Here is a 10,659-nt window from a genome sequence, read left to right on the forward strand (position 1 = left end):
AAACTTTTACTAAAACAATGAATGCAACCCCAGTCCGTGAGTGTTCATGAATCAGAGAATCGACCTGCTGCCAGTGGATGAGCAGCAAAACCACCATGCCAGGGAGGCAGCACGACATTCCATTTCATGGCCCGTCAACCTGGCGCCGGCGAGTGTCAGTTATCAGAGTGATGGCCATGTCCTGATCCTGGGCAATGAACACCATGCCAGGCTAGCTGCCCGTGCCCTCGAGGGTCAGGGGCCGACGTCCGTGACGCTGGTCTTCACCGAGGCCGTTGCCGAGGACGAAACGCCGCAGGATGACGATCTGCTGTCCGCCACCGCCCACCTGACCCACCATGTCCTCCTCCGGGATCAGCTGCGCCAGCTGCGAATCGAGGGCCATCTCGGCCAGTTCTCGGTGACCTTGATGAAGGACGGCACAGCCCTCGACCTGGCCAGGGCGCTGGCCGGGCTTGCGCATTTCGATGCCATTCTCGACCTGGGCCGCTCTCCCCTCCTGACCCTGGAACTGCCGCCTCCCGGCTATGTGGCCATGCCATGGACCGCCGTGGATCGTGACGATCAACTGGAAGCCTTTGCCGGTCTGGTCGGGGAGTTCGACAAGCCTCGCTACTTCCAGATCAACAAGGAGCTCTGTGCCCATTCCGCCAGTGGCAAAGTCGGCTGTACCCGCTGCCTGGATGTCTGTCCCGCCGATGCCATCACCAGTCACCAGGGGCGTATCGAATCCTGGGTGGAGATCGACCCCTTCCGTTGTCACGGCGTCGGCAGTTGCAGCAGTGCCTGTCCCACCGGCGCCATCCAGTTCCGCATGCCGGAGACACACCGCCAGCAGGAAACGCTCCTGGCCTGGTTGGAGGCGTACCGCAAGGCCGCTGGAACGGCGCCGGTAGTGCGTTTCGGCGAAGCCGAAGACCTCTCCGGGGAAGGCGACACCCCCGGGCATGTCCTGGACGTCCCCCTGCAGGAACTGGGCGCTGCCGGCCATGACCAGTGGCTGACGGCCCTAGCCGGCGGTGCCGCCCAGGTCCGTGTCCAGTGTCATCCGGGCATGCCCGAGCGGTTGACTGACTTCATCGACGACCAACTGACCCAGGCATGGGGCCTGCTCCGGGCCCTGGGGCATTGCCCATCACGGATTCAGCGACTCGATGCCGGCGATACCGGCGCCCGGGATGCCCTGCCCTCCGAGGCGCCGCTGACCGACGAAGCGCTGACCTTCGGCTCCACCAACAAACGCGAGCGTCTCAATATCGTCCTGGATCGGTTGAGCCGGCTCGGCGAGCCCGATGGTCAACGCCATGGGCTTGGCGGGAATGCTGCCTATGGCAACATCGACGTCGATCAGAACGCCTGTACCCTCTGTTTGGCCTGTGTAACCAACTGCCCTACCCCGGCTCTCGCCGCCGGTGAAGACAGCCCATTGCTCAGCTTTCGCGAGGCCGATTGTGTCCAGTGTGGGCTCTGTGCCCAGTCCTGTCCCGAGGATGCCATCCGCCTGATGCCCGGCTTCCTGGCCGATGCGGCCCGTAGCGAACGTCGCGTCTGCCACGAGGAAGCGCCCTTCGAGTGCATTCGCTGCGGCAAACCCTTTGCAACTGTCAGCACCGTCGAATCCATCAAGACCAAGCTGGCGGATCATCCCTACTTCTCCGGTGACGCCATGGCCAGGTTGGAGATGTGCGAGGACTGCCGGGTGAAGGATATCTGGCATGAAATGGCCCGCAACCCCGACGCACAACTCAAGGTATGAGCGCCATGTCGCAAGTGTCCACTGAACCCCACACTCCCCGCCAGGAGCTCAGCGATACCGATGCCCTGAGGGCCGATGTCTATCGGCTCGTGGCCGATCTCTTGCGGGAGCCGCCGGACCAGGCCTTACTGGACTGGCTGGCCGGACTTCAGATCGAACAGGATGGCGGCGTGTTGGCGGAACGCTGGGCGGCGCTGGCGAGCGCTGCCGCGCAGGCAACTCCCGAGGAATTGTCCCGCGCGCATTTTCGGCATCTGGTTGGTGTGGTGGAGGGCGATGTCGTTCCCTATGCCTCCTGGTATCTCAACGGTGAGCTCATGGATAACGCCCTGGTCGCGCTTCGTCGTGATCTCAAGGTACTCGGCTTCCAGCGAGCCGATCATACCAATGATCCCGAGGATCACCTGCTTGCCTTGTGTGAAGTGATGGCGATGCTCATCGAAAGCCGTTCCTTCAATGAACCCCGTTTCTTCATGTCCCATCTCGCGCCCTGGGCCGTCGACTGCCTGGCGGATCTGGGACGCGTCGAGTACGCTTTCTATGCTAGTGTCGGTCGGCTTGGTGCGGCCTTCATGGAAAGCGAGAAGTCCCGTCTCGAAAGCGAGGCGAATCGTGACCCCGTGAGGATCGTTGAACCCTGACCCCGAAAACCAAACCGACTGTGGTGCAATAACCACAAATAGAGGCCCATCGACGGCCACTGCACGATCGAGGAGAGAACCATGAACAAGACTCGCAATCCGGAGCGGCGCCGCTTCCTCAAGACCCTGGGTGTGGGTACGGCAGCCGCCGGTGCGGCAGCCGCCGTCGGACACGTCACCCTGGCACAGGCCGAGCCAAAGGAGACGACGGCCAAGGCGCCAGAGCAGTCCATTCAGTACCGGGAAACCGACCACATTCGTGCCTTCTACGCCACCCTGCGTGACTGACGGCCTCTCAGCCAGGAGATCGAAACCATGCGTTTGAATCGCAAATCCGATACCCCCAAGGCCTCTGGGCTGGGTATAAACCGCCGTCAGTTCCTGAAGCGCAGCGGTGCCGCCACCGGTGGCCTGGCGGCTGCCGGCTTCATGGGCGCGCCGATGATGCGGCGCGCCGAGGCCGAGGGCAAGACCACCCCGGTTCTCGATTCACCCATCGAGGTGAAGCGTACCATCTGCTCACACTGCTCGGTGGGCTGCGGTGTCTATGCCGAGGTTCAGGAAGGCATCTGGACCAAGCAGGAGCCGGCCTTCGACCATCCCTTCAACCATGGCGCACACTGTGCCAAGGGCGCCTCTCTGCGTCAGCACGGGCATTCCACCAAGCGCCTCAAGTATCCCATGAAGCTGGTGGGTGGCGAATGGCAGCGCCTGAGCTGGGAAGACGCCATCGAAGAGATCGGCGGCAAGGTGCTTGAACTGACTGAGCAGCACGGCCCTGACAGCATCTATTGGCTGGGCTCGGCCAAGTTCAACAACGAACAGGCCTACCTGATGCGCAAGTTTGCCGCTCTGGCCGGTACCAACAATACCGACCACCAGGCACGCATCTGCCACTCCACCACGGTCGCTGGTGTGGCCAACACCTGGGGTTACGGGGCGATGACCAACTCGCTCAATGACATCCAGAACAGCAAGTCGATCATGTTCATCGGCTCCAATCCCGCCGAAGCCCATCCTGTGGCCATGCAGCATATCCTCCTGGCCAAGGAGAAGAACAACGCCAACATCATTGTGGTGGATCCGCGGTTCACTCGCACCGCCGCCAAGGCCAACAGCTATGTGCGGATTCGCCCCGGCTCTGATGTGGCCTTCATCTGGGGCCTCTTGTGGCATATCTTCGAGAACGGATGGGAGGATCAGGAGTACATTGACCAGCGCGTCTATGCCATGGACGAGGTGCGCGAGGAAGTCGCCAATTTCCCCCCCGAGGTGGTCGAGAACATCACCGGTGTGCCGGAAGACCAGATGCGCGATACCGCGCGGAGGATCTCCGAGAATCGTCCCGGCTGCGTGGTCTGGTGCATGGGTGGTACCCAGCACACCACGGGCAACAACAATACCCGTGCCTACTGCATCCTCGAGCTGGCGCTGGGCAATATCGGCAAGTCCGGCGGCGGTGCCAACATCTTCCGTGGGCACGACAACGTCCAGGGCGCGACCGACCTGGGGCTGATGTCTCACTCGCTACCGGGTTACTACGGTCTGGCCGAGGGGGCCTGGCGGCATTGGGCCAGGGTCTGGGACCTGGATTACGACTGGCTGGAGAGTCGCTTCGATCCGGCGGAGTATACCGACGGCAAGCCGATGTTCAGCAGCGGCATCACGGTATCGCGCTGGATCGACGGCGTTCTCGAGGAAGAAGAGGCCATCTCTCAGCGGACACGGCTCAAGGCGATGTTCTACTGGGGTCACGCGGTCAACTCCCAGACCCGTGGTCCGGAAATGCGCCAGGCCATGAAGCAGCTCGAAATGATGGTCATCGTCGACCCCTATCCCACCGTGGCGGGTGTCATGCACGATCGCCAGGACGGTGTCTACCTGCTGCCGGCAGCTACACAGTTCGAAACCTACGGCAGCGTCACGGCCACCAACCGCGCCCTGCAGTGGCGTGACAGGGTCATCGAGCCGCTGTTCGAGGCCAAGCCGGATCACGAGATCATGTACCTGCTCGCCAGGAAGCTCGGATTCGGTGACGAACTGGTCAAGAACTATGAGATGAACGGTACCGAGCCGCTGATTGAGGACATCACCCGGGAATTCAATGCCGGCATGTGGACCGTGGGTTATACAGGTCAGAGCCCCGAACGCCTCAAGCTCCATCAGCAGAACTGGCACACCTTCAACTTCAACACCACTCTGGCCGAGGGTGGACCGGCCGACGGCGACTACTATGGCCTGCCCTGGCCCTGCTGGGGGACTGCCGAAATGGGTCATCCCGGTACGCCGCTGCTCTACGACACCAGCAAGAGGGTGTCCGAAGGTGGCCTGACCTTCCGAGCCCGTTTCGGTATCGAGCGCAACGGCGAGAACCTTCTGGCCGATGGTTCCTACAGTCTCGATTCCGAGATCGAGGATGGCTATCCGGAATTCACCGCTCAGATGCTCAAGGACCTGGGCTGGTGGGATGATCTCACCGACGCCGAGAAGACCGAGGCCGAGGGCAAGAACTGGAAGACGGACCTGTCAGGCGGTATCCAGCGAGTGGCTATCGCCCACGAGTGCGCGCCCTTCGGCAACGCCAAGGCGCGCTGCAACGTCTGGACCTTCCCGGATCCGATCCCCAAGCATCGCGAGCCGCTTTACACCAGCCGGCGCGATCTGGTGGCGAACTACCCGACCTGGGACGACGTGACCTCGCACTACCGTCTGCCGACGCTTTACAAGTCGATTCAGGAGAATGATGTCACCGGTAAATACCCGACGATCCTGACCTCCGGACGCCTAGTCGAGTATGAAGGTGGCGGCGAAGAAACTCGCTCGATGTCCTGGCTTGCCGAACTTCAGCAGGAGATGTTCGTCGAGATCAATCCGGCACTGGCCAATGACCTGGGTATCGCCGAGGGCGACATGGTCTGGGTCGAGGGTGCCGAGGGCGGCCGAGTCCGCGTCAAGGCATTGGTGACCAATCGGGTGGCTCGCGAAGTGGTCTTCATGCCCTTCCACTTCGGCGGCATGTTCCAGGGTGAAAACCTGCATGATCGTTACCCGGAAGGAACGGCACCCTACGTGCTCGGTGAGGCGGCCAACACCGCTACCACCTATGGATACGACAGCGTGACGCAGATGCAGGAAACCAAGTGCACGCTCTGCCGCATCGAGAAGGCCAGCTGAGGCCCGAAACCACTTGATCACCCGGGGACGCCGATCCCCGGGCCAGGGAGAACAACATGGCCACAATGAAATTCATGTGCGACGCGGAACGCTGCATCGAGTGCAACAGCTGCGTCACGGCTTGCAAGAACGCCAATGAAGTCGAATGGGGCGTCCAGCGCCGTCGCGTGGTGACCATCGACGACGGGGAGCCTACCGAGGTCTCGATCTCGGTGGCCTGCATGCACTGCGACGATGCACCCTGCATCGCCGTCTGCCCGACCGAGACCCTCTACCAGCGCGATGACGGCATCGTGCTCCACGACAAGGATCTCTGTATCGGCTGCGGCTACTGTCTTTATGCCTGCCCCTTCGGCGCACCGCAGTTTCCCAAGCAGAATGCCTTCGGTGAGCGCGGCAAGATGGACAAGTGCACTTTCTGTGCCGGCGGCCCGGCGGAAACCAAGGAGGAGGAATACCAGAAGTACGGGGCCAACCGGATCGCCGAGGGCAAGCTGCCGCTCTGTGCCGAGATGTGCTCCACCAAGGCTCTGCTCGCCGGCGATGCCCAGGAAGTGGCGGACATCTTCCGTCAGCGGGTCGTCCAGCGTGGTCACAAGGATGGCGGCTGGTCAGGCAATCCCAGGGCCGATGCCGATTCACTGGCCTATGACGCCACCCAACAGGGGTAAGGAGGTCATGTCATGAAACTTTCCAAAACCTGGTCGACCCTGTGGCGCATGGGTCTGTTGGCCCTGGCGCTGGTCGTCGGGCTGGGGCTGGGCCAGCAGGCACTGGCCCAGGCCGATCCCGACCGCGAGATCGCCACGGCGGTGCCGACGATCGATGCCGATGCCTGGCGTCAGATTCGCAGCGGGGAAACCGGTCCCAACTACCGGGATTCCCGCTTCGACAGCAACTACAACCTGATCAACGCCAGTGGTGAGTCATGGCGACAACTGCGCAACCGTTGGGTCTCCCCCTTCGGCCTGATCGCCGTTGGCGGCATGCTGGGCCTGATCGTGCTGTTCTACCTGATTGTCGGAAGCAAGAAGCTCGATGAACCTCGGACTGGCCGCAAGCTGCTGCGTTGGTCCCTGGTGGTCAGGTCCCTGCACTGGACGGTGGCCACCCTGTTCATCCTGCTGGCACTCACCGGGCTCAACCTCTCCTATGGCAATGCCGTCTTCCGTCCGCTGTTCGGTGACGGCTTCTGGGCGGCGATGATGTCCGGCACCAAGCTGATCCACAACTACCTGGGTCCCATTTTCGGCGTCCTGTTGGTAATCCTGCTGCTGCGCCTGCTGCACCACAACTGGCCCAAGAAACATGACCTGGTGTGGTTCAAGAAAGGGGGTGGCCTGGTGGGCAAGGGCCACGTCGACGCGGGCTTTGCCAATGGCGGCGAGAAGGTCTGGTTCTGGCTGCTGGCCACAGCGGGTATCGCTGTGGTTGCCAGCGGTTTCGTCCTGGACTTCCCGAACTATGGTCAGTCCCGTGACACCATGCAGTGGGCCAACATCATTCATGCCATCGGTGCGCTGGGACTCACCGCCGTCGCCCTGAGCCACATCTACATCGGCACCATCGGTACGGAGGGCTCTATCGAGGGCATGGCCACCGGCTATGTGGACGAGACCTGGGCCAAGGAACACCACAACCTCTGGTACGAAGGGGTCAAGGATCAGGCGATTCCGGAAGCGGACCTCGCCGCCCAGCGGGGAGCTGCCCATGGAGGCGATGAACCCGCCCCACGCTCGGGTTGATATCCTGTCGCACCCTGCCTTCGACACCGCCTACGGGCGGTGTCTTTTGTTATGCTTGACCGAATCCACCGAACAGGACACCGAAACCATGCGAGATTTTGACGACGCCACCCGTACCGAGATCGAGGCGGCCGCCTTTCGTCGACTGCTCGATCACCTCGACGAGCACAAGGAGGTGCAGAACATCGACCTGATGAACCTGGCGGATTTCTGCCGCAACTGTCTCTCGAAATGGCTGGTCAATGCCGCCCAGGAACGTGGCACCGAGCTCGATTACGAAACGGCGCGAGACTATGTGTATGGCATGCCCTATGCCAAGTGGAAGGCGAACTACCAGCAGGATGCCACTCCTGAGCAACTGGCCGCCATGCAGGCACGCCAGGCTCGCAAACAATCTGAAGGCAAGAACCCATGATTCCCCTCGATGTCGCGGTATTGACCATCTCAGACACTCGCAACGAGGAAACCGATCGCAGCGGCCAGAGCCTGGTCGCTGGGTTGACCGAGGCCGGCCATCGACTGGCGGACAAGCAGATCGTCATCGACGACGTCTACCGTATCCGTGCCGTGGTCGCGGCCTGGATCGCCGATCCCGAGGTGCAAGTCATCCTGACCACCGGTGGTACCGGCTTCACGGGCCGCGACTCCACCCCCGAGGCGGTTTCTGTTCTTCTGGACAAGGAGATCCAGGGGTTCGGCGAGCTGTTTCGTCAACTTTCCTGGCAAGAAATCGGCAGTTCCACCATCCAGAGTCGCAGTCTGGGCGGCTTTTCCAATGGCACCGTGATCTTCTGCCTGCCGGGATCCACCGGTGCCTGCAAGACCGCCTGGAAGGGCATTCTTCTGGAGCAGCTGGACAGTCGTCACCAGCCATGCAACTTCGCCAATCTGGTAATTCCGGGGAGAGGTCAGCATGGTTAAGGGAACCAAAGGTCGTCACAAGCCATGCGACTCTTCATACCTTCTGGCCAATCTAGTAATTCCCGGGAGAGGTCAGCATGGCTGAGCTGAAGCCCGTGGAGGAAGCGCTGGAGGCACTGCTCGCCGGTGTCACGCCGTTACCCTGCGAGACCCTGTGCCTGGAGTCCGCCGCGGGCAGAATCCTCGGCCGGGAGCTCACCGCCCGCCTGGATGTACCGCCCTTCGACAACAGCGCCATGGACGGCTACGCACTGGCGCATGATGATGCCGGCCAGTGGCGGCTCATCAGCCAACGCATCACGGCCGGAACGCCCGCTCGCCCACTCCAGCCCGGCACCTGTGCCCGGATATTTACTGGAGGCGAGATCCCGCCTGGCGCCGATTGCGTGGTGATGCAGGAAAGGGTCAGAGTGGACGGTGAGCAGGCCCTGATACCCGACGCCATTCCCGCCGGCGACAACGTCCGCCGCCGTGGCCGCGATGTCACCAGCGGAGAGCCCTTGTTGATGGCTGGCGAACGCCTCGAGGCCGCCGCCCTGGGTCACTTGGCCGGTCAGGGGTTCACCGAGGTAGCGGTACGCCGTCGTCCCCGTGTGGCCCTGCTTTCCACCGGTGACGAGATCGTCGATCCGGGTCGGCCACTGAAGGCCGGACAGCTCTACAATTCCAACCGCCCGATGCTCCGGCGTCTGCTCGAACGCTTTGGTGGTGAGGTGGTATGGACGCCCTCGGTGCCCGACAGCCGCGAAGCCACGCTGCGTCTGCTGGCAGAGGCAAGCGAGCGTGCCGATGTCGTTGTCAGCACCGGAGGCGTCAGCGTGGGCGAGGAGGATCACGTCAAGGCGGCCCTGGAATCTCTGGGCCGACTGGACCTCTGGCGCCTTGCCATTCGTCCCGGCAAGCCCCTGGCACTGGGTCGCCTGCCCCGGAAGGATCTCAGTGAGGTCCGCTTCATCGGCCTGCCCGGCAATCCCGTTTCCAGCTTCGTCGGCGCCTGGCTGTTCCTGCGACCCCTGATGGGGGCCTTGCTGGGGTGTCCCGCCCTTGCCACCCTCCCCCGGCTCTCGGCCATCGCGGACTTCGAGACCGAGACCGGCCCGAGGCGTCACTACATGCGCGTAGCCCTGGCATTCGGCGAACAAGGGATCAAGGCCCACGCCTTCCGTGATCAGAATTCCAGTGTTCTTTCCTCCTGCATCAGTGCCGATGCCCTGGCGGAGATTCCTGCTGACTCGCGGATCTGCCGCGGCGATATCATTGACTGCCTCTGGTTGCGGAGTGACTGAAGGTGTTCAGCCTCAGCCAGGGATCGCCAACTCTGCCTTCAGTGATGGCCAGAGATCGTCGAAATCATCTGCCAGAGCGGGATAATCCGCTTCCAGCCAGGGAATCAGTTCCGCGAGACGATTGGGGCCGCTGAGGCGACAGCCAATGCCGCTGATGGCCCGGCAGGTGAAGGCGAAGTCCGCATAGCGATGCAGCCAGTCCTGCTCCAGCAGGACCGGCATCATGGCTTCCAGTCGAGCGGGTGCCGGGCAGAGAGGTCACTGCCCTTGACCCCATCGGCGATCAGGTTTCCATAGAGGAAGTCGTCACTTCCCTTGCGGGCCAGCCAGGCATGGGCCAGGAAATTCATGTCAGAGACAGTTCGCCGGCTTGGGAAGACCCGCGAGCCGGGCTCCTATCCTTGCCGGGCTACCGGGAAAGAGGCGCATCAGGTGAATGGAGCGGGCCTTGTCGGCCCCGAGTGCCAGGGCAACGGCCTTCACGAGGGGCCGCATGGCCGGAGCCATCTCGTAACGTGCATAGAAGGAGCGAAGCACTTCGATTACCTCCCAGTGCGCCTCCGTCAGGGTGAGTCCCTCCTCCTGAGCCAGGACCTCGGCGATGGCGGGAGACCAATCATTGAGGTCCACAAGGTGTCCCTCTGGATCCAGGGCAATCTCGTGACCCTGCGCCGCGATATAACGTGACACTGTGGTGGTCGGCATCAGTACCAGGTCACCGTATTGTCTGCCTCCTCGGTCAGGAGGACGAAGCCATCCACATCCACGATCTGTACCGAGGGATCACACTGCCCTTCCAGGCCCCGTGCCACCAGGTCCTCACGCAGAGCAAAGAGACGACCTTCCAGGCCCGTGAAGTAGCGCATCAACTTCGGAAGGGCCCCCTGGACGGCGTCTTCGACCAGAAGCAGACGGTCATCGGGACCCATTGCCGCCAGCGTCTGCTGATAGACACGACTGGTGGCTGGAGAGCGATTCAAGGTGTGCAGGTACATGGATTCCTCTGTGACAAGGCGACGTTCACGCCCTGGGTCGTCTCAAAAGACCAGAACCAGGCGATGGCTTTCCGGCTCGAGGGCGATTGACGCCTGGGGGATGGCGGTCGCCTTGAGCATCAGGTCGTCTTCGACAAGACC

11 protein-coding genes and 1 pseudogene are annotated in these 10,659 nt (G+C 62.4%); 9 read left to right on the top strand and 3 right to left on the bottom strand.

From position 1 onward, the window contains the following. The first annotated feature begins 46 nt into the window (after window positions 1-46). The 9 genes from ACESMD_RS07285 to glp all read left to right on the top strand — a co-directional run bounded on the left by ACESMD_RS07285 (window position 47) and on the right by glp (window position 9,523). Window positions 47-1,756 carry a 4Fe-4S binding protein gene (locus tag ACESMD_RS07285; RefSeq protein ID WP_372611746.1) on the top strand — a complete coding sequence of 570 codons (1,710 nt, stop codon included), beginning with the start codon at window positions 47-49 and terminating at the stop codon, window positions 1,754-1,756. A gap of 5 nt (window positions 1,757-1,761) precedes the next feature. Beyond that, window positions 1,762-2,397, top strand: a complete 636-nt coding sequence (locus tag ACESMD_RS07290; RefSeq protein WP_372611748.1) for a molecular chaperone — start codon at window positions 1,762-1,764, stop codon at window positions 2,395-2,397. Window positions 2,398-2,478: 81 nt separating this feature from the next. Further along, a complete protein-coding gene (locus ACESMD_RS07295) occupies window positions 2,479-2,685 on the top strand; it encodes a twin-arginine translocation signal domain-containing protein (protein ID WP_372611750.1) in 207 nt (68 codons plus the stop codon). Between the two features lie 27 nt (window positions 2,686-2,712). Then, window positions 2,713-5,571, top strand: a complete 2,859-nt coding sequence (locus tag ACESMD_RS07300; RefSeq protein ID WP_372611752.1) for a formate dehydrogenase subunit alpha — start codon at window positions 2,713-2,715, stop codon at window positions 5,569-5,571. A 56-nt stretch (window positions 5,572-5,627) separates the two neighbouring features. Next, window positions 5,628-6,242 carry a formate dehydrogenase FDH3 subunit beta gene (gene fdh3B, locus ACESMD_RS07305; protein WP_372611754.1) on the top strand — a complete coding sequence of 205 codons (615 nt, stop codon included), beginning with the start codon at window positions 5,628-5,630 and terminating at the stop codon, window positions 6,240-6,242. Window positions 6,243-6,254: 12 nt separating this feature from the next. Continuing rightward, window positions 6,255-7,316, top strand: coding sequence for a formate dehydrogenase subunit gamma (locus tag ACESMD_RS07310; RefSeq protein ID WP_372611756.1), 1,062 nt, complete (start codon window positions 6,255-6,257; stop codon window positions 7,314-7,316). 88 nt (window positions 7,317-7,404) lie between these two features. Then, entirely contained in the window at window positions 7,405-7,731 is a 327-nt protein-coding gene (locus ACESMD_RS07315; RefSeq protein WP_372611758.1) for a DUF1244 domain-containing protein, read from the top strand. Beyond that, complete coding sequence (gene moaB, locus ACESMD_RS07320) at window positions 7,728-8,237, top strand: molybdenum cofactor biosynthesis protein B (protein ID WP_372611760.1); 510 nt, start codon at window positions 7,728-7,730, stop codon at window positions 8,235-8,237. The genes ACESMD_RS07315 and moaB overlap by 4 nt, the downstream gene beginning before the upstream one ends. 77 nt (window positions 8,238-8,314) lie before the next feature. Continuing rightward, on the top strand, window positions 8,315-9,523 hold the full coding sequence (glp, locus tag ACESMD_RS07325; RefSeq protein WP_372611762.1) for a gephyrin-like molybdotransferase Glp: 1,209 nt from the start codon (window positions 8,315-8,317) through the stop codon (window positions 9,521-9,523). Between the two features lie 12 nt (window positions 9,524-9,535). On the opposite strand, the pseudogene ACESMD_RS07330 reads toward glp, so the two are convergent. From ACESMD_RS07330 to tusB, 3 genes and pseudogenes are all read right to left on the bottom strand, one after another. After that, window positions 9,536-9,873 (bottom strand): annotated as a pseudogene (locus ACESMD_RS07330) (ACP phosphodiesterase). A 1-nt stretch (window position 9,874) separates the two neighbouring features. Beyond that, window positions 9,875-10,228, bottom strand: coding sequence for a TusE/DsrC/DsvC family sulfur relay protein (locus ACESMD_RS07335; protein ID WP_372611764.1), 354 nt, complete (start codon window positions 10,226-10,228; stop codon window positions 9,875-9,877). Further along, window positions 10,228-10,518, bottom strand: a complete 291-nt coding sequence (tusB, locus tag ACESMD_RS07340) for a sulfurtransferase complex subunit TusB (protein ID WP_372611766.1) — start codon at window positions 10,516-10,518, stop codon at window positions 10,228-10,230. The genes ACESMD_RS07335 and tusB overlap by 1 nt, the downstream gene beginning before the upstream one ends. Window positions 10,519-10,659 lie beyond the last annotated feature (141 nt).

The sequence above is a fragment of the Halomonas sp. genome (assembly GCF_041689495.1).
Lineage (GTDB): Bacteria > Pseudomonadota > Gammaproteobacteria > Pseudomonadales > Halomonadaceae > Halomonas.